Here is a 17,850-nt window from a genome sequence, read left to right on the forward strand (position 1 = left end):
CTCCAAGATTCGGCGAGTTCTATTCCACCCGATGATTGCGGGCATCGGTTCTCACTTCTCGGCGTTGGGGCGATGGATTTGCAGGCTTTCGACCCCTTCATAACCCTTCACCGGCTGCATCTCCGCCGACTTTTCCAGCCGGCGGGCAGGATCGAGATAGGCGCTGGCGCCCTGTTTGAAAACGCGGCCTTCCGGCGGCGTGACCACCGCCTGCGCGATCACATAGCGTGGTGTCGGCTCCAGCAGCCGCACGCTCAGGTTGAGCGTGCCGGTTTCGCCGCGTTTGAGATTCCCTTCCCATTTCAATTCGCCACTGAGCAACTCGTATTTTTCCGGCAAAGTAATGGCGAGATTCACCTGCGCCTCTGCCAGCCGCGGCGAGAACGTTGTCTGAATTTGCGCCGTGCCGTTTGGCGAAATCTCCACCACCTGCATCTGCAAATCCAGCGGCAGGGAAACTCCGACATCGAGCGGCAGCCGCGCAGGCTCGGCCGCCACGGTGGGCGCGGTTTGTGAAGATTGCGGCCGCTCCTGGCAGGCTGACAGCAGCAGCGCACCGGCCAGCAGCGCAGCATTCATAAGACGGATTGTTTGCATGAGGGGTGCATCCTTTCCTTATCTGTTGAGAGTGAGATTTTTGTCTAAATTGAGAAATTTCCCATTGCGATAGAACAACTCATCATCCACCCAAATTTCCCCGCCGCTGCGCAGATCGCAAATCATGTCCCAATGAATCGCGGATTCATTGACGCCGCCGGACTCGGGATAGCTGGCGCCCAGCGCCAGATGAAAACTGCCGCCGATTTTTTCATCGAACAAGATCTGCCGCGTGAAGCGGGTGATGCCGGCATTGGTCGCAATCGCAAACTCACCCACGCGCCGTGCGCCCGCATCGGTATCGAGCGTGGCGCGCAGCAGATCTTCATTCTTTTCGGCGGTGGCGCGCACCACCCGGCCGGCCTCGAACCACAGCCGCACGCCGGCAACTTCCTTGTCGCGATAAATGGCGGGATAGGAGAAGCAGACGTGGCCGGCCACGCTGTCTTCCACCGGCGCCGTGAAGACTTCGCCGTCGGGAACATTGAAAGTGCCGGCGCAATTGATGAACGGCCGGCCGGCAATGCTCAGGCGCAGATCGGTCTCCGGCGCTTTCACGTGCACGGTCTGTTTGCCCTGCAACCAGGCCACGATCTTGTCCTGCTCGGCGGCCACGCGGCGCCAATAACCGACAGGGTCGTGCGGGTCCGGCATGCAGGCTTGATAGTAGAAGTCTTCGAACTCGCGCAGGCTCATGTCGGCGTCCTGCGCATAGCCGTGGGTGGGAAAGAGCGTGTAGACCCAGCGCAACTCCCCGCGCGCGGTGCGCTGCATCAGCGTGTGACTGAGTCCGGCGCGCGCCTGCGCCCGCCGCGCCATGCGCTCCGGATCGATTTGATTGAGCGCACGCGTGTTGGGCGCGGCGTCGATTTGGATCATCACTTCAAAAGTTTCACGAATCAATTTCTCCACGGCGGAGACGTGCTGCAGTTGCGCTTCGGAGGCATGACGATAAAACAGCTCATTGGCTTCCGGCAGCTCCGGCAGCAGAAGCGGATGGCCGCCGGCCTTCACCACCTCCGCGTAAACCGCCAGCAGCAGCGGCTCGGCCGGGGTTCCACCTTGAATGACAACGCGATCTCCGGGACGCACGCTGACGGAATAATTGACCAGCAGCTCGGCGAGTTTCTCGAGGCGTGAATCGGACATGCGTATTTTTCGTGTGGTAAATCAGATGATGCGGTTTGCTTCACTTTTTTCCAACAGGCCGTTGGTCAATTGTGCAGCCTGCCGTTACTTCAATTTGTTTGGGCGGCCAACTTGACTTGTCCTCCCGCCAGAAACTTTGTGAATAACTTGGCACTGTGCCAGAATTTTCACGGGATCCTTACAGGATGACAGCAGTAGAGGATACACTTTTCAAGATAACGGCACCAAGCTTGACAACGTCAAATTCCAAGAATTGCCGCGGGGTCGCGGCGTTCACAGGCAAGACTGCCTGAATGCTCAGCGAACTCTGCATCTCCGCGCTGAATCTGACCAAGTCAGACTAGGCCGCCAAAACAATACCCACCGGGCAATGATCCGAGCCGGTCACCTCCGGCAGGATGAAAGCCTTCTGCAATCGCGGTCGCAACACCGCTGAAATGCAAAAATAATCGATGCGCCAGCCCACGTTTCGACTGCGGGCGTTGCCGATCTGGCTCCACCAGGTGTAATGCCCGCCCTCCCGGTGGAATTCGCGAAAGCTGTCGACGAATCCGTGCTTGACGAAATTGTCGAAACCGGCGCGCTCTTCCGGGGTGAAGCCGTGATTGCCGACGTTGGCCTTGGGATTGGCGAGATCAATCTCCGTGTGCGCGACATTCAAATCGCCGCAAAAGATCACCGGCTTTTTGCGTTCCAGCCGCTTGAGGAATTTCAGAAAATCCGCGTCCCATTGCACGCGATATTCCAGCCGGGAGAGGTCGCGCTTGGCGTTAGGCGTGTAGACGTTGACGAGAAAGAAGTCGGCGAACTCGGTGGTGAGCACACGGCCTTCGCGATCATGCTCGTCCACGCCCAGGTCACGCCGCACGCTGAGCGGCGCGATTTTGGTGAAGATGGCGGTGCCCGCATAGCCCTTTTTTTCCGCGGTGTTCCAAAACTGCTGATAGCCCGGCAGCGCGAGACTCACTTGCTCGGGCGCGGCCTTGGTTTCCTGCACGCACAGCACCTCCGGCGCAGCGGTTTCGATGAACGCAGCAAAATTCTTCTTGAGCACGGCCCGAATGCCGTTCACGTTCCAGGAAATGAGTTTCATGACAAGAGGTGGTGAAACTGGGTCAGGCGGCCGGCAGCCGGACCTGCAACCGGCTCATCTTGAACGTTTGCAGGAAAGCGCGGCAAAATAAGGCGGCTCTGCGAATAATGCAAAGCATTTCCACGCGAGCAGCGCTCACGGCACGCCGTAAGTCTTCTGCAGATAGAGAATGAGCGCGCGCCGAATCTCCGCCACATTGTCATTCAAGACTTTGAGGCCGGGATGGCTGCGGTTCAAATAGTCCAGGCCTTGCTCGTTTCCGGTAATCAGAAAATCACTGATCGCCACTTTGTAAATGCGGCCGGCTTCCAAATCGCTTCCGTTGATCAGCCACCGGCCCCGGCCTTCGTCCCAATTCACCTTGGCCGTGTGCAAATAGCCGCCACTGCCTTTGTTTTTCCGGCCCTGCTCCAAAACCTTGCCGAGCAACTCGCCAGTCATTTCCACCAGCGCGAGGTTGCCGCCAAAAGGCAGAATGCGAATGATGTCGTATTCCGTGATCGCGCCGGCCGGCAGCACGTCGTCAATGCGGATCGAGCCGCCGTTGAACACTGCCAAATCAGCCTCCGGCGCCGCGCGCAGAAAAGAAGCTGCGATCAAATCCATCAGCAGGCCGGGCCGGTTGCGCACCACGGATTCCCGGCCATCGAGCTCGACCGGCGAGTTGACCGCGAGTTTCTCCGGCGCAAAGCCCATCTTGCGAAACGCGGCAAAGGCCAGTTCCACCCATTTCTGCACTTCGGCGCTTGCCGCCGGATCCTCTGCAATCTTGTCGGTGATGGGCTGCAAGCGCGATTGGATCTGCACCTGCTTGGCCGCGGGGTCATAGTGCAGCGCGTGAATGTAGGCTGAGCGCACGTTGGCATCAGCCTTGAGAATCGGCGTGAAATCCGGGCCGCGCCAGACTTGCACATTCTCATGTTCGTGCCCGCCGAGAATCAAGTCGATCTCCGGCAGCGCCTGCGCCAGCGCCATGTCTTCCTCGAGGGGGAGATGTGTCACGGCAATCAGAATTTCCACCTGGCCGCGGAGTTTCAGCACTTGTTGCCGCGCGGCGGCGAGCGGATCGGTGAAGGTGACGTAGTCGGGTTTGTTCTTGGACATGGTCACGCCGAACATGCCCACGCGCACACGCTGGCTGCCGGCAGCGGTGGTGAAGATGGCGTGTTCCGCCACGTTGGGAAACGGCTTGCCGTTGCGATCGAACACATTGCTGGAAAACCACGTGAAGCGCGATTCGGACAGGCGTTGCAGAAAGGCCTTTTCTTTTAGATCGAATTCATGATTGCCGAAGGTGGAATAGTCCAGACCGATGGCATTGAGCACGGCCACCATCTGCCGGCCGGCCAGCCGCTCGCCGTCGACCACTGCAGTGCCGAGCGCCGAGGGACTCAGCAGATCACCGGCAAGAATCATGTAGGTGTTGGGATTCTCCGCCTGCAGTTGCCGGCGCAAAGTCGCCAGCCGCGCCATGCCGCCCTCTTTGCCGCCGCTCACCGGCGTGAGCTCGTAGAGATCATTGATTTGCAGCAGCGTGATCGCGGCGCCGGATTCGCGCCGGGCCATGCTCGCCGGGCCGGCGCAGGCAAAGAAGGCGAGCAGCAGGGCAAGCAGCCATTCCCGCCGGAAAAAGAATTTCCACATAAAGGCTCCAGTATAAGTTGCGCTCAAGAGTGGTGGCTAGGCCGCCAGCCGGAAACAACAACAGCGCCGCACAGGCAAGAAGAGATTTTTCTGAATGAGGCAGCGGTTACTCTGCCTTCAAGAGAAGGCCTGCCCTGCTCATAGCGTGCGGTAGTCCCCGCGGAAATAAAGCAGCGGAGGAAGAGTGGCAGCTTGTCCCAAGGCCACGACTTCGCCCACAAAAATGGTGTGATCACCGCCCTCATGCGCCGCCACCAATTTGCAGTCCAGCCAGGCGAGACAATCCTCCAAGATCGGCGCGCCGGTGATAGCGCGGTGCAACCGGAGGCCGGCGAAGCGTTCGTGCGCCGGCAGTTGGTCCAGCGCAAATCGCTGCGCCACGTCCTGCTGCGGCGCACCGAGAATGCTCACCGCAAAGCAGCCGCCCTGCCGGATCAAGTCATGGCTCTGTGCCGTTTTGCTCACGCACACCAGAACCAGCGGCGGGGCCAGCGAAACCGAGCAGAAGGCGTTGGCCGTGAGGCCGTGAATGATTTCGCCGGTGCGGGTCGTCACAATCGTGACGCCGGTGGCAAACGTGCCCATCACCTGGCGGAAATCTTTTTCGTCGATCATGTCGGTTTCCTGACTGAATGGCTGGTGAAAATCGTCGCGCGCGAAAAGTCGCAGCGGCAGTGGCCTGCGTGACTCGCCGATATACCGGCAATTTGCGGCGCAATATAGTCGGGCAGCCGGCCAAATGCAAGCAGGAGCACCGTGGCGCGTGCGGCAGCGGGCAAGATGGCGCTTGACATTCAAAGGGCCTTTCCTTTAATTGCGGCGGCTGTCAAACAGTTGCCTCAGCGGTGGTGATGATTGCGAGGGTCACATGATGAATCGTTCCTCTTTGGTCGCTGGTGGTCTGCTGATTGTGCTTGGCCTGGCTTTTCTTGCCGGAAATGTCGTCAAACTGTACTGGGAAGAATGGTGGCCGTTGTGGCTCATTGCGGGCGGCGTGCTGTTTCTGCTGCCCTACTTGTCTAATCGGCGCTACTACGGTTTTCTCATGCCTGCCGCTATTTTGATCACCCAGGGCCTGCTCTTTCTGTACTGCACCTGGGGCAATCGCTGGGATCATATGGGAAGCCTCTGGCCGATCTTCATTCTCGGGCCGGGCTTGGGTTTTCTGCTGATGTACTTCCTCGGCGAGCACGAACGCGGCTTGTTGATTCCCGGAATCATCTTGACCGGTATGGCCGCCATTTTCCTGATCATCTTCGGGCCGTTTTCGGAGCTGCGGGACTATTGGCCCGTCGTGCTGATCTTGGTGGGATTGTATCTGATCTTCCGCCGCCGCGGCCAGCTCCGGCCATGACTCGTTCTTTCAGCCGCAATCGCTGCTGCGCGGCTGCAACCTGCATCTGACCTCATGTTCCGTCCACGAATTCGCACACAACTCATTCTCTTTCTGATTCTGCAGGTGGGCACGTTGCTGGCGCTGGCGGGTTTTTATCTGCATTGGCGCATGCGCGCACAGATTGAAAGCGAGCTTGCCGACAAGCTGGTGGCGCTCGCCGCCGCCGGCGCGCAGCTCGCGGCCACCTCCGCCGGCGTGACGCCGATCATCAGTCTGTTGCCCGGCGATGAACAAGCGCGCACGGTGCAGACGCTGCAGCACGCGTGCGCGCCGCTGCTGGCCGCGGGCAAACTCAGCCGCCTGGTGATCTGCGATCGTGAATCCCGCTTGCTGTTTGACAGCCGCCGCGAGCTGGCCATTGGCAGCGAATACGTCCGGCTGCGTTTCGATCAGGAGGAAATTGCGCGTGCGTGGCAGGGCCACGCGGCCGCCGCGAAGCTGTTCTTCGATGCGCGACAGCAGCCGTTCAAAGCCGCCTACGCGCCGCTGCAAGAGGGCGGACAGGTGCGCGCGCTGGTGGGCATCGAAGGCAGCGCCGCGAGTCTCGCCGCGGTGGCGGAAACGCAACGGGTGTTGTGGAGCATTGCCGCCCTCGGCCTGGTCGCGGCCACCCTCAGCGGCATCGTGTTCGCGCGGCGCATCACCTCCCCGCTGGAGCGCTTGCGCGCGGCAGCGCAAGCCATCGGCCACGGCGCGCCCTCCGTGTCGTTCGAAGTGAAGGGCACGGAGGAGATTCGCTTTCTGGCGCAGACCATGCAGCAGATGCACACGGCGATCGTGAGCCGCGAACAGAACCTGCGCATGATGCTGGCCGGCGTGGCGCATGAGATTCGCAATCCGCTCGGCGGCATCGAGTTGTTTGCCGGCATGCTGGAGAGCGACGCGCCGGCAGCGCTCAAGCCCCAGGTGCAGCGCATTCGCGCCGAAGTGCGCCGGCTGGAAAACACCGTGCGCGATTTTCTCGACTATGCCCGGCCGCGGCCGAGCGTGCGCCAGCAGGTGCGCGTGCGCCCGATCATCGAAGACGTGCACGGCCACTTGCGCGGTTTGCATCCGGCCGTGACCTGGCGGCTGCGCGTGGCGGCCACGGCCTCCGCGCTGGTGGATGAAGAGCAGTTACGCCGCATGCTGCTCAATCTCGCGGGCAATGCCATCGAGGCCATGAATGGCGCAGGCGAGCTCGAGATCACCGCCGAAGAATCACACGGCCGGCTCCAGCTCTCGGTGAAAGACAGCGGCGCCGGTGTCGCGCCTGAGCTGGTGGACAAGATCTTCGAGCCTTTTTTCACCACGCGGCCTCAGGGCAGCGGCTTGGGCCTGGCGCTGGTGCGCCGTTTCGCTGAATTGAACGGCGGCCACATTGAACTGGTGCCGAGCAAGAAGGGCGCGCACTTCCGGTTGACACTGCCGCAAAGACCGCCGGCCGCGAGCGGGAGGCCGGGCAATCCTTGACAGGTTTTGGAATCAGCCCACGAAACACACGAAATGCCCTTGGGCGTGTTTCGCGTGTCGCCGAGGCAGGTCTGGGATTGTCGGTGTGGGGAGAAGCTTGCATGTGGGGAAAGATACTGCTTCGTCCGATCTGAGGCTGGGCAATCCGAAGAGAATGGTGGAGTGAAAGAAATATGCCTGAGAAACTCAAGCTCGTGATCATTGAAGACAACGCCGCTATGCGCGAGGGACTGGAGCAGGTCGCCCGGCGCCAGGGGCATCACGTCACGGCGTTCGAGCGGGCCGAAGCCGCGCTGCAGGCGCTCCCCGCCAGTCCGGCAGATTTGATCATTTCGGATTACCGCCTGCCCGGCATGAACGGCCTCGAGCTGCTGGAGAAAGTCAAGGCGCTGCGGCCCGGCTGCGAGGTGATCGTGATTACCGCATTTGGCTCCATCGAACTGGCGGTGCAGGCCATGCAAAAAGGCGCGGCGGATTTCATCACCAAGCCGATTTCGCCGGAAGAACTGACCGTGAAGTTGGAGCGCTTTGCGCAACGCCTGGGCCAGCGCCGGCAGCTCGAAAGCCTGCAGGAACAGAATCTCTATCTGCGCCAGCAGGAGGAGCAGCAGTTCAATTTCGGCGAAATCATCGGGCAGGCGCCGGTGATGCAGGAAGTCTTTCGCGTGCTGCAAAAGGTCGCGCCCACCGATGCCAGCGTGATCATCTACGGCGAAAGCGGCACCGGCAAGGAGCTGGTGGCGCGCGCAATTCACAAGAACAGCAGCCGCAGCGAAGGCCCGTTTGTGCGGGTAAACTGCGGCGCGCTGACGGAAACCCTGTTGGAGTCCGAGCTTTTCGGTCACGAGAAAGGCGCGTTCACCGGCGCGCTCAAGCGCAAGCTCGGCCGCTTCGAATTGGCGCACCGCGGCACCATTTTCCTGGATGAAGTGGGCGATATTTCATCGAATCTGCAAATCAAGCTGCTGCGCGTGCTGCAGGAAAAGGAGTTCGAGCGCGTCGGCGGCGAGGAAACCGTGCAGGTCGATGTGCGCGTCATTGCCGCCACCCACCGCAATCTCGAGGAAGAAGTGGCGGCCGGCCGTTTTCGCGAGGATCTATACTACCGCCTGCACATCGTGCCCATCAATCTGCCGGCCTTGCGCCAGCGGCTGGAAGATCTGCCCGTGCTGGTCGATCATTTTCTCCAGCGCCTGGGCCGTGAGTTGCGCAAGCCCGGCCTGCGTCTGGAGCCGGCAGTGTTGGAGATGATGAAGAACTATCACTGGCCCGGCAACGTACGCGAGTTGGAAAATGTGCTCGAGCGCGCCGCCGTGCTCTGCGAAGAGGCCGCCATCACGCTGGCGGACGTGCCGCCGCTGGTGAAAGACCGCGGCGCGATTCTTTCCCTCTCCGACGACAACCTCGATTTGAACAAAACGCTCGCAGAAGTCGAGCGCGCCATGCTGGAACGGGCGCTGGCGCGCGCGCACGGAGTGAAGGCGGAAGCCGCGCGGATTTTGGGCATCAAGACGACGACGCTATTGTATAAATTGGGAAAATACGGCATGGGAACAGCGGAGGAATAGGCCCGCGGGCAAATGCTCAGCCAGTTGAAGAAACCCACCGCCCGGGCGTTCTTGATTCGAGTCAACTTTGGTTGTTGAATTCCTTCGTGGAATGGGCTTCATAAGGCTCCAAGCGCCCGGGCGGTTTCTTCCTTTCTGGACGGACACGAATCAAGGTCACGGACCGCTAGCCCTGTTTCTCCTGCAGCTTGAACTTGAACGGCACCGTGATCACGGCGGCGACCGGCTTCTCGTTTTTCATCGCCGGTTTGAAAGTCCACTGTCGCATGGCAGTCATGGCCGCCTCTTCGAAGCCCTGTGCGGGCTGATCACATTTCTTCACTGAGACTTCCTCCACCCTGCCCTGCTCACTGACGCGCACCTGCAGCCAAACGTCACACTCCACTCCCGCCTTGCGCGCCTCCGCCGGATAGACCGGCATGGCTTGGGTGAGAATTGCCGGTGCGACATCAAACCCTGCTTCGGTATCGGGCGCGTTGAGATCGTGTGCGCCGGCAGCGGTCAGGTCTTGCGGCGGCGTCTGCGCTTCCTGCCGGCAATTCCAGGAAACGGCGGTCAAGAACAGCAACAGGGCGGCGAACAGCAGGCCCTGCCGCCAGGATTTAATCGTCATGTCAGCCTCCTTGGGAGAAAAGAGATGGGTGAGACGTTGTTTGATCTCGGCCTTGGCTTCGAAGAAGGCGGCACTGAAGGGCAGCGGCCGCGGCGTTGCCTCAGCCTCCAGGAAATGCAGCAGCATCTCGCCATAGCACCGCGGCGCGATCGCGGTTTGCTGCAGTGCAAAGTCGTCGCACCGCAGCTCGCGGTAGCGCGCCAGGCGGGCATTCATCAGCCAAATGGCGGGATTGAACGGATGCAGGATTTGCGCGAGTGTCTGCAACAGCAGAACCCAACTGTCACGCTGGCGAATGTGGGCCAGCTCATGGCACAGCAGCGCGCGCAAGGTGGTTGACTCCGCCGTAAGCGCGGCGTCATTCAGGTAGATGCCCGGCCGCCACCAGCCGGTGGCCAGCGGTGAGCGCAAGTGTTCGGCGCGAAACAGCCGCGGCCATTGCCCGGCGCAAGACAAGTCCGCTGTGCCGGCCGGCAACTGTATTGGTTGGGCCAGGCGCAGCGCGCGCCGCAAACTCAGATAGCGCGTCACTGCCAGTCCGAGCCACGCCAGCGCTGCCAGAATCCACCCTGCGAGCAGCATGCCGGCAGCAGTGAGACCGGCCGGCACAGTTGTGGTGGTTGCGGCCGTGACTGGCAGAAAATCGAAGTTTTCCAGAATGGCAGCGGCCGCGGCCGAGGGCGGCAGTGTCCACAACGGCGGCAGCAGCGCCTTGAGCAGGACCAGCAGCCACAGCCCGTAGCGCAAGGTGGGCGGGGCGGGGCGCAGCCGGCGGTCGAGGGCCCACACCAGCAGGGCTAGCAGCGCGAGCTGCAGTTCGAGCACGGCGAGCGTGCGGACAACAGCGGGCGCGTGGGCATTGAATGCCGATATGATCTCAGCCATCGGACTTGCCTCCGCTCTGTTCTTCCAACAACTGGCGCAGCTCGGCCAACTCGGCGGCACTCAAGTGGTTGGAACTCACCAGAAACGAAGCCATCGCGCCGAAGGAGCCGTGAAACATGCGCTGCGCCAGGGCCTGCAGCGACTGGCGCAACACCGTCTCGCGCGCGGCTGCCGCCGTGTAGAAATTCACCAAGCCGGTCTTTTTCCTTCTGAGAAATCGCTTGTCCACCAGGATGTTCATGAATGTCTGCACCGTGGTGTAGGCCTTTTCGGCGCCGGGATAGGCCTGCTCCAGCACGTCGCGCACGGTCACCGGCTTGTTCAAGCGCCAGACGGCTTGCATGATCTCCCACTCCACCGCCGACAGTTCGGCGCGGCGTTTCGCCATGACAGCCTCCTACTAATTTTTTAGGAATCATACTAAACAAATAGGAAGAAAGCAAGAAATTTCTCGTGACTGGAAGAAAGCACCCGGGCGGTGGTGTTTTTTTGACGGATCCTCAGTCGGCACGCGAGTTTGGCCGTGGCCAGACTGCGTTCGCCGCGCTTGGCACCGCCGTCACCGGCGGAAATTCCGCTTGACATCCTGAACGCTTTTCTTTACCATAATGCCAGATTTTTCCGCTACTTTCGCGTGCTGCGGTATATTCTCCGATAAAATCGACTACTTGAAGGAGACCAACCCATGCGAGCGCTGTGGACCGGCCGGCTGCAATTCAGCCTGTTCGACTTTCCGGTGAAAATCTACTCGGCGACGCAAGCGAACGATCTTTCGCTCAACCTGCTGCACGCGCCCTGCCAATCCAAAATCAAATACGAAAAGCGCTGCCCGGTGCACGGTCCGGTGCTCGAAGGCGAACTCACCAAGGGCTATGAGTATGAGGCCGGCAAGTTCGTCACCCTGAGCGAAGCCGAGTTGGAGGCGCTCGCGCCCAAGACGCAACGCACGCTGCAGATTCTCTTCTTTGTGGAGCAACCCGCGCTCGAGCCGCTGCTGTTCGACACGCCCTATTACCTGGCGCCCGACGGCCCGCTGGCGGCCGAAGCCTTCGGCAATCTGCGCGAGGCCATGCGCCCCTCCGGCAAATACGGCATCGGGCAAATGGTGATGAACCGCAAGCAGCATTTGGTGGCGTTGTGGGTGAAGGAGAATGCCCTGGTCGTTTCGACGCTGCGTTACGACCATGAGCTGCGCGATGCCGCCCAACTCGACGAGGTCAACGGCGGCATCAAGAAGAACAAAGAGGGCATTCAGATGGCGGCCGCGCTGATCGACAAGCACACCAGGAAGTTCCGCGCCAAGAACTTCAAGGACGGCTATCAAGAAAAGCTGCTCGCCTTGATCAAGGCGAAAGTGGCCAAGCTGCAGGCGGCGGCACAGATGAAAGAAGTGGAAAAGACCGCCACCTATGCGTCGCCGGTGTCGGGCAATGGCGGGGCGGTCCGTCGCGGCATGGAAAAAGCGCCGCCCGTCACCAAGAAACCGCGCCGCAAAACCGGCACGGAGGAGGAATGATTTCCTCCCGGCTTACGATTTGAATCGCAAGCGCAACCACATGGAAATGATCTGTGTGGTTTTTTCATGTCAGGCCCACAGCGGTGAAGGAATCTGATTGCAGGACATGTCCACTAGCGAAAACCAAAATCTCCTTGCCGGCGCCGTGGTGGTGTTTACCGGCAAGCTCTTCGCTTTTTCGCGGCGGCAAGCGCAGGAATTGGTGCGGCGCCTCGGCGGCCAGGCCTCCCCGCGCGTGACCAAAGCAACGACCATGCTGGTGATCGGCGAAGAGGGCTATCTCGCCAACATTGTGAAGAGCAACAAGCTCAAGCGCGCCGAGGCCATCAACGCCGGCGGCGGCGGCGTTCGCATCCTCTCCGAGGCCGAGTTTTTGGAAATGACCGGCCAGGAGAGCAAAGCCTCGCTCGAGAAAAAATTCTATTCCCTCGCCCGCATTCAACGCGTGTTTCCGCGACTGCGTCCGGATCTCATCCGCTACTTCGCGCATTGGGGGTTGTTCACGCCCGCGGTCAAAACCAACGCGCAGCAATACTACGAATTCAAAGACCTGCTCGTTTTCCGGCAAATCGACGAGCTGCTCGACCAGAAGCTGGCCTTGCGCGCGATCGCGCAGCGCATACGGGCAGGCCGGCAGCCCTCGCCGCAGACCGCGCTCGAGTTCGAAGAATTCAAGCCCAAAGGCGCGGTGGTGGCGCTCACGCCCAAATCCGCGGCCACCGCGGCGCCGCGCACAGCGGAGGATTGGTACAATCTCGGTTACCGTGCCGACGGCAATCCGGAAACGTACGATCAGGCTATTGCCGCCTATGAAAACGCGCTCGCCATGAATCCCCATTTCGTCGAAGCTCTGATCAATCTCGCCAACATTCACTTTCACCGGCGCGAGTTGCCGGCCGCCGCGCAGTTGCTCGAGCGCGCGCAAGCCGAGGACAGCGGCAATTATCTCGTCTGCTACAATCTCGCCAACATTTACGACGAACTGGGCGAGACCGACCAGGCGCTGCAACTCTACCAGCGCGCCCTCACGCTCTTTCCTGAATATGAACCCGCGATTTTCAACCTGGCCGTGGTCTATGAGAAGCTCGGCATGCAGGAAGCGGCGCGCACGCAATGGCAGCGCTATCTGCAGCTCGATCCCTCGGGCGAATGGGCGACGATCGCCCGCGAGCATTTGCTGGGCAGCACGGGCTAGCGCCCCGGTTCCCGCCGCAATTCTGTAAATTCTCACAAGCCTGTCTCCAAAATGGCTCTTGACCGTTGCCGTGGCGTGTTGCCGTGTGCGCTGGCTTTGAGATTCGCCGATTCGACAGGATGAACAAGATTGACAGGATTCGCGTTGGTGGCGCTTTTCGCTTGATTGCGCTTTTCGGCTCGCGGCCGATGATGAATCTGGTTGTTCTGATTCGATCAGCGATCACGGCGTGGCCGAGAAGCGAGGCCATCGTGGCCGGTCGCAGGCTCTTGAACGCAAAAAGCCCGTTGGGCAGCACGCCCAACAGGCTTTGCGGGGAGCATAGACCGCTGACGGTCTCAGTGCAGAATGAGGTGGAGCATGAAGCCGCGGCTGTTGCCGGGAATGGGGTCTTCCAGCTCTTCGAAATCCCCTTCGCGGCCCAAGCGCCGGCGCTCGAAGTCAAAGTCCTTCCAATAGAACTCACCGCTGACCGCGAGAAACTTCACCAGATGGTACTCGGCGCCCAGCGCCCACACCACGCCCCCGCCGCTCAGCATTGTCTGCGTGGCCGCGATTTCCTGCACGAAGCCGCCGAAGCCGACTTTGCCATAGGGCCGGAATCTTTGGTAAGGGCGAAGTTTGTATTGCAGGTTCAGCTCCGCGCCCGCAACGCTGCTTTCCAGCTCCGGCAACTCTTCGTGTTCATGATTGCTCACTTGCAAGCCGAGCCACAGCGTCACCTGCTGCGACACGCCGTAGCCCAAATGCAGCGCGAGCGCGCCGGCCGGTTCAAGATTCTGGGCGCTGGCCAGGCGCTCGCTGCCCGCGCCAATATCGACCTGCAAGCCGAGGTTGGAAAGTGCGGGGGCCGGCTGGGAGTGCGCCGCGGCCTGCGTCAGCAGCATGGCCGCGGCGAAGGCAGCGCACAAAACAGTTCCAGTTTTCATGGTTCACGGCTCCTTGTCGTTGGATGAGTGTGCCGATAAAAATTGACAAATGCCATGCCACTTTGGACGCCTCGGCAGCACAATGATTTGCAATGCCCACTTGGCTTGAACCTGCGGCGGCCGTGACACACTGTTGCACTCCCGCCACACCCGCGCAGCGTCTGCCCCTCTGCTCCCACGGCAGTCTCGGTGCCGGCAGCAGGCGGGACGCCCGCGCTGGCGTTACCGCGCAACTGAGTCAAGACGGCTTCGGGAACATTTCGCTTGACATGGCTGGAAAGTTTGGCTATTTTGATCGTGCTCAATTTCCTTGGTGGTTAGATCCATTCTGAATCCCAAGATCATGTTGGACGCGACAGCATGATTCACTTCTGCCCCTCACTCTTGCCGAAAAGCCGCAATCTTTCTTCATAGAAAGAACTTTCTCAACAACAGGAATCTTTGGCTTCATTTTCACAAACCTAAGAAAAAAAGACGCGATTGGTTTGCAGCAAGGCCTGAAAAATTAGACGGTTCGAACGTCCGGTTGTGTGGCGTGAGTCTTGCAATTCTCAATTGGCTGCTTGCAATTGTCGGATTCGGCGTTCCGGAGTCGCGATTCTCAATTCATCCCCCAAGAATTCATTTTCACGGCAGCATCTCATTCATTCCCATAGATTCTCTTGCGATCCCGATTCTATTTTCAAAAAGGAGAGGAGAGTCACGCATGCCTAAAAAGTTTGTGATCCTGCTTGCCGCTCTCGCCTGCTTTTCCGCGCTTGCCTATGCCGGCACCACCGGAAAGATTGCGGGCACGGTGAAAGATGCCGAGACCGGCCAGCCGCTGCCGGGTGTCAATGTTATGCTCACCGGCACGACCATCGGCGCGGCCACTGCCGCCGACGGTTATTATGTCATGCCTTTTGTTCCCGCCGGAACCTACACCCTGCGCGCCAGCACGATTGGCTACACGGCTTTGGAAGTCACCGAAGTGCGGGTGAACATCGATCTCACCACTACCATCAACGTTTCCTTGAGGCCGGAAGTCCTGGCGGGTGAGGAAGTGGTGGTGGTGGCGGAGCGGCCGGTGGTGCAGAAAGACGTTTCCGCCAGCACCGCCAACCTGAACATCAAAGAGGTTGAGGCTTTGCCGGTGGTGCGCCTGGAAAACGTGGTGGCGCTGCAAGCCGGCGTGAGTTACGGTGATGCCGGCATCATCATTCGCGGCCGCGCGACCGACAATACCGCCAGCCAAACGGCGTTCGTGGTGAACGGCATCGCGCTGCGCGATGAGCGCGACAACAAGCCCTACACCGGCATCAGTTACACCGCCATCGAAGAGATCCAGATTCAAACCGGCGGCTTCAATGCCGAATACGGCAACATTCGCTCCGGCGTGGTCAATGTCACCACCAAGGAGGGCAGCAAAGATCGCTACAGTTTCGGTTTGATCTCGCGCTACAGCCCTACCGCGCAAAAGCATTTCGGGCCTTCCCCGCATGATCGCAATTCCTACTGGATCCGGCCATTTGCCGATGAAGCCGTGTGCTGGACCGGCACGAAAAACGGCGCGTGGGATGAATTCACCCAAAAGCAATATGCGCCGTTCGAAGGCGGGTGGAATGCGGTCGCGCAAAAACGGCTGCAAAATGACGATCCCAACGATGACCTTTCGCCGGAAGCCTTGCGCCAGCTCTTTCTGTGGCAGCACCGCCGCCAACTCGATATCGTTGATCCAGATTATGATTTCGACGTCAGCCTGGGCGGACCGGTGCCGCTGGTCAGCCGCCAGTTGAAGGATCTGCGTTTTTTTGCCTCCTACCGCACGGCGCAGAGCATGTACGTCATTCCCCTCTCGCGCGACGGCTATCGCGACTACAACCTGCAATTGAAACTGACCGCGGATCTCTCGCCCAAAATGAAGCTGATGATCGAGGGCATCAACGGCCGGGAACGCGGCACCAATGACAACAATGCCGGCTTGCCCGGCCTGTTTCGTTCCACCAGCGGCATTGCCGGTGCGCTGAACCGCGTCAGCTACATCGACACGCGCATGTTCAACACCGACTATTGGGCGCCCTCCGCAATCACGCGCAACAGCCTGGGCGTCAAGCTCACGCACGTGCTGAATCCGTCGACGTTTTATGAAGCAACGCTGCACTACTTCCGTTCCGAATATGACACCAACCCCGGCCGGCCGCGCGACACCACGCCGCGCTACTCCTTTGGCAACGGCCTCCTGGTCGACGAAGGTCCTTTCGGCTTCTATGCCTTCCCGGCGCCGGGTTTGGGCACCCCCGATTTCCGCATGGGATTCGGCATGAGCAATTCGCGCGACAGCAGCAAAGTGGGCGTGTGGGCCGGCAAGTTCGACATCAGCAAACAGGTCGGCCGCTTCAACCAATTCAAAGCCGGCGCCGAGTTTGTCTACACCGACAACAACGTCAACTACGCCCAGTTTGACTTCTATCTGCCCGACAACAACTCGCAGTCGGTTTGGCACACCTTCCCTAAACGCGGCGCTTTGTACCTGCAGGACAAGCTGGAATTCGAAGGCATGATCGCCAACCTTGGCCTGCGCCTGGACTATTCCCATGCCGGCGGCGACTGGTATGTGATCGAGACGCCCTTTGACGCCGCCTTTTCCGGCGCCAAGGCCGACGGCATCGACACCCTGCTGACCAAGACCGCAACCGAGCGGAAATTCTCCCTCAGCCCGCGCCTGGGCGTCGCCTTTCCGATCTCCGTGAACAGCAAACTCTACTTCAACTACGGCCATTTCCGCCAGCTTCCCACGCCCGACGATTTGTATCTCTTCCGGCGCGCCGCTTCGACCAAGGAAGTCATCCGCATCGGCAACCCCAACAACCCGCTGCAGAAGACCGTGGCCTACGAATTGGGGTATGAGCAGAATATGTTCGATCAGTATCTTTTGCGTCTGGCCGGTTACTACAAGGACGTGTCCGAACAGCCGCGGCTGGTGAGATACCGCAGCGTGCGCAACGCGGTGAATTATCAAATCGTGGAACCGACGAACTATGAAGACATCCGCGGCTTCGAATTCACCGTGTCGAAGAATCGCGGCAACTGGATTCAAGGCTTCCTGAATTACACCTATCAAGTCAACACCTTTGGCAATTTCGGTTTTGCCGAGTATGTCGACGTGAAGAGCCAGCAGCTCAGATATGAGAACGACACGCGCTCGCATTACCAAACGAAACCCCTGGCGCAGCCCTTTGCGCGGGCCAATGTGTATCTCTTCTCGCCGGCCGCATTCGGCCCGAAAGTGGTGGGCTGGCATCCGCTGGAAAACCTGCGGCTGAATATCCTGGCGAACTGGTCTTCCGGTGCTTACTACACGCCTCCCGGTGGTGCGAATATCACGGAGATTCAAAACATCCTGCACTGGAAGAATTTCTATAATGTGAACTTGCGGCTGAGCAAGTCCCTCCGCCTCGCCAACGCCGACGTGCAGTTGTTCATGGACGTGAACAATGTCTTCAACATCAAGTACATGTCGCAGGGCGGATTCGTGAACGCCGAAGATTACGAACGCTATTTGAAGTCGTTGCATTACCCGGAAGACGTCAGCAAAACCCTGCGTGATTTCGACGCCGGCTTCTCACCAGTGGTCGGCAGCGATCGGCCGGGTGACTATCGCACCGTGCCGTACGAGCCGTACGATCCCAATGATCCCGATGAAGCCCGCAAGCAGAGAATCCTGGAGACCAAGGCCTACATCGACATGCCGAATCAGGAATTTCTCACGTTTCTCAACCCGCGGGATGTCTTTTTCGGTCTGCAATTGTCATTCAACCTGTTTTGACATGCTAC

The 17,850-nt window shown here is 60.0% G+C and carries 14 protein-coding genes; 6 read left to right on the forward strand and 8 right to left on the reverse strand.

Going from position 1 to position 17,850, the window contains the following annotated elements; translation table 11 throughout:
• Positions 1–51: 51 nt before the first annotated feature.
• From L6R21_23625 to L6R21_23645, 5 genes are all read right to left on the reverse strand, one after another.
• Positions 52–597: a hypothetical protein gene (locus L6R21_23625; GenBank protein MCK6562201.1), complete on the reverse strand. Its 546-nt coding sequence runs from the start codon at positions 595–597 to the stop codon at positions 52–54.
• Between the two features lie 18 nt (positions 598–615).
• Entirely contained in the window at positions 616–1,746 is a 1,131-nt protein-coding gene (locus L6R21_23630) for an aminopeptidase (GenBank protein ID MCK6562202.1), read from the reverse strand.
• 340 nt (positions 1,747–2,086) lie between these two features.
• Positions 2,087–2,839, reverse strand: a complete 753-nt coding sequence (locus L6R21_23635; protein ID MCK6562203.1) for an exodeoxyribonuclease III — start codon at positions 2,837–2,839, stop codon at positions 2,087–2,089.
• Positions 2,840–2,974: 135 nt separating this feature from the next.
• Complete coding sequence (locus L6R21_23640; protein ID MCK6562204.1) at positions 2,975–4,483, reverse strand: bifunctional metallophosphatase/5'-nucleotidase; 1,509 nt, start codon at positions 4,481–4,483, stop codon at positions 2,975–2,977.
• A gap of 138 nt (positions 4,484–4,621) precedes the next feature.
• Positions 4,622–5,098: a flavin reductase family protein gene (locus L6R21_23645; GenBank protein MCK6562205.1), complete on the reverse strand. Its 477-nt coding sequence runs from the start codon at positions 5,096–5,098 to the stop codon at positions 4,622–4,624.
• Between the two features lie 253 nt (positions 5,099–5,351).
• Between L6R21_23645 and L6R21_23650 the strand changes: the two genes are divergently transcribed.
• The 3 genes from L6R21_23650 to L6R21_23660 all read left to right on the forward strand — a co-directional run bounded on the left by L6R21_23650 (position 5,352) and on the right by L6R21_23660 (position 8,899).
• Positions 5,352–5,837, forward strand: coding sequence for a hypothetical protein (locus tag L6R21_23650; protein MCK6562206.1), 486 nt, complete (start codon positions 5,352–5,354; stop codon positions 5,835–5,837).
• A 54-nt stretch (positions 5,838–5,891) separates the two neighbouring features.
• Entirely contained in the window at positions 5,892–7,331 is a 1,440-nt protein-coding gene (locus L6R21_23655) for a HAMP domain-containing histidine kinase (protein MCK6562207.1), read from the forward strand.
• Between the two features lie 173 nt (positions 7,332–7,504).
• On the forward strand, positions 7,505–8,899 hold the full coding sequence (locus L6R21_23660) for a sigma-54 dependent transcriptional regulator (protein MCK6562208.1): 1,395 nt from the start codon (positions 7,505–7,507) through the stop codon (positions 8,897–8,899).
• A gap of 166 nt (positions 8,900–9,065) precedes the next feature.
• Here the strand turns inward: L6R21_23660 and L6R21_23665 are convergent, their stop codons facing one another.
• Complete coding sequence (locus L6R21_23665; GenBank protein ID MCK6562209.1) at positions 9,066–10,397, reverse strand: M56 family metallopeptidase; 1,332 nt, start codon at positions 10,395–10,397, stop codon at positions 9,066–9,068.
• Positions 10,390–10,785: a BlaI/MecI/CopY family transcriptional regulator gene (locus L6R21_23670; protein MCK6562210.1), complete on the reverse strand. Its 396-nt coding sequence runs from the start codon at positions 10,783–10,785 to the stop codon at positions 10,390–10,392. The genes L6R21_23665 and L6R21_23670 overlap by 8 nt, the downstream gene beginning before the upstream one ends.
• Positions 10,786–11,082: 297 nt before the next feature.
• On the opposite strand from L6R21_23670, the gene L6R21_23675 reads away from it, so the two are divergent.
• A complete protein-coding gene (locus L6R21_23675; protein ID MCK6562211.1) occupies positions 11,083–11,913 on the forward strand; it encodes a Ku protein in 831 nt (276 codons plus the stop codon).
• Between the two features lie 106 nt (positions 11,914–12,019).
• Positions 12,020–13,108 carry a tetratricopeptide repeat protein gene (locus L6R21_23680; protein MCK6562212.1) on the forward strand — a complete coding sequence of 363 codons (1,089 nt, stop codon included), beginning with the start codon at positions 12,020–12,022 and terminating at the stop codon, positions 13,106–13,108.
• Positions 13,109–13,446: 338 nt separating this feature from the next.
• On the opposite strand, the gene L6R21_23685 is transcribed toward L6R21_23680, so the two are convergent.
• Positions 13,447–14,037 (reverse strand): porin family protein, encoded by a 591-nt coding sequence (locus L6R21_23685; protein MCK6562213.1) that lies wholly within the window; start codon positions 14,035–14,037, stop codon positions 13,447–13,449.
• Positions 14,038–14,743: 706 nt separating this feature from the next.
• Here L6R21_23685 and L6R21_23690 point away from each other — a divergent pair.
• A complete protein-coding gene (locus L6R21_23690; GenBank protein ID MCK6562214.1) occupies positions 14,744–17,842 on the forward strand; it encodes a TonB-dependent receptor in 3,099 nt (1,032 codons plus the stop codon).
• Positions 17,843–17,850 lie beyond the last annotated feature (8 nt).

The organism is bacterium, assembly GCA_023150945.1.
In the GTDB taxonomy this organism is placed as follows: Bacteria; Zhuqueibacterota; Zhuqueibacteria; order Zhuqueibacterales; family Zhuqueibacteraceae; genus Coneutiohabitans.

Coding starts and splice junctions, on each gene's coding strand:
- L6R21_23625 (MCK6562201.1), bottom strand. CDS start 597: ATGCAAACAATCCGTCTTATGAATGCTGCGCTGCTGGCCGGTGCGCTG.
- L6R21_23630 (MCK6562202.1), bottom strand. CDS start 1,746: ATGTCCGATTCACGCCTCGAGAAACTCGCCGAGCTGCTGGTCAATTAT.
- L6R21_23635 (MCK6562203.1), bottom strand. CDS start 2,839: ATGAAACTCATTTCCTGGAACGTGAACGGCATTCGGGCCGTGCTCAAG.
- L6R21_23640 (MCK6562204.1), bottom strand. CDS start 4,483: ATGTGGAAATTCTTTTTCCGGCGGGAATGGCTGCTTGCCCTGCTGCTC.
- L6R21_23645 (MCK6562205.1), bottom strand. CDS start 5,098: ATGATCGACGAAAAAGATTTCCGCCAGGTGATGGGCACGTTTGCCACC.
- L6R21_23650 (MCK6562206.1), top strand. CDS start 5,352: ATGATGAATCGTTCCTCTTTGGTCGCTGGTGGTCTGCTGATTGTGCTT.
- L6R21_23655 (MCK6562207.1), top strand. CDS start 5,892: ATGTTCCGTCCACGAATTCGCACACAACTCATTCTCTTTCTGATTCTG.
- L6R21_23660 (MCK6562208.1), top strand. CDS start 7,505: ATGCCTGAGAAACTCAAGCTCGTGATCATTGAAGACAACGCCGCTATG.
- L6R21_23665 (MCK6562209.1), bottom strand. CDS start 10,397: ATGGCTGAGATCATATCGGCATTCAATGCCCACGCGCCCGCTGTTGTC.
- L6R21_23670 (MCK6562210.1), bottom strand. CDS start 10,785: ATGGCGAAACGCCGCGCCGAACTGTCGGCGGTGGAGTGGGAGATCATG.
- L6R21_23675 (MCK6562211.1), top strand. CDS start 11,083: ATGCGAGCGCTGTGGACCGGCCGGCTGCAATTCAGCCTGTTCGACTTT.
- L6R21_23680 (MCK6562212.1), top strand. CDS start 12,020: ATGTCCACTAGCGAAAACCAAAATCTCCTTGCCGGCGCCGTGGTGGTG.
- L6R21_23685 (MCK6562213.1), bottom strand. CDS start 14,037: ATGAAAACTGGAACTGTTTTGTGCGCTGCCTTCGCCGCGGCCATGCTG.
- L6R21_23690 (MCK6562214.1), top strand. CDS start 14,744: ATGCCTAAAAAGTTTGTGATCCTGCTTGCCGCTCTCGCCTGCTTTTCC.